Annotated in this window: 2 pseudogenes; both read left to right on the top strand. The window is 70.5% G+C overall.

The features are described 5' to 3' along the window. Positions 1–165 (top strand): annotated as a pseudogene (locus EAD98_RS00270) (endonuclease); the annotation flags it as partial. A 184-nt stretch (positions 166–349) separates the two neighbouring features. Further along, a pseudogene (locus tag EAD98_RS00275) lies at positions 350–959 on the top strand (carboxypeptidase); the annotation flags it as partial.

Raw genomic sequence — 959 nt, forward strand, 5'->3', positions numbered from 1 at the left:
CCCCTGGGCCGCCGCCCCACCTACCCCGCCGGGCAACCCCGCGTCCAACTCGACCACATCCTCGCCGACCGGCACGCCCTCGCGCAGCTCCCACCGGTACGCGCGGTCACCACGCCGCTGTCCACCATCTCCGACCACCGACCCCTGCTGGTCGACCTCGGCTGAGAATCTCCGCCATCGGGGGTCACGAATCACCGCGGCCTGCTCCCACCACCATCACCGCGTAGCGGCCCGGCACCGGAGGAGAGGCGACCGCCAGCCGCAAGATTCCCTCAAGATCATTGCATCGACGAACTCCGACGATCATGCTGGTCGAAACCCGCGCCACGATCCACCAGTCGGAGGCCACATGAGACGCCAGCGGTCCATCCTCATAGCCGTATCCACCCTCCTCGCCGTCACCCTCACCACCGCGCCAAGCCCCGCCAGCGCCCAGAGCGCCGCGGAACCCAACCAGGTCACCAACCTCACCGTCCGCCAGGCCGACGGGTACGCCACCCTCGCCTGGCAACCCGTCGACGGCGCCACCGACTACCAGATCGAACGCACCGCCGTCGACGCCAACGGCACCCCCACCGGCGCACCGACCATCGTCGGCATCTGGCGCCCCAACCGCCAGATCAACCAGGAGTCACCCACCTTCGCCGACTCCGGATTCAACCCCGGCGACACCTTCCAGTGGCGGGTACGTGCCCGCGCCGGCACCACCGAACAGCCCTACTCCGACGCGGTCCGCGGCACCACCACCGCACCGTGGGGCAACCCCGCGACGCCCGGCGAGCAGCTGCGCACCCAGTGGGAGACCACCCACGCCGCGCAGTACACCAGCGACACCGACGAGTACGCCTACACCGCCGCCGTCGACGCCCTCAGCGACCGGGTCCGCGTCGTCGAGCTCGGCCGCACCGTCCAGAACCGACCCATCAACATGATGGTCATCGGCTACCCCACCCCGGCGG

The sequence above is a fragment of the Micromonospora sp. CV4 genome (assembly GCF_003667455.1).
Classification (GTDB): domain Bacteria; phylum Actinomycetota; class Actinomycetes; order Mycobacteriales; family Micromonosporaceae; genus Micromonospora.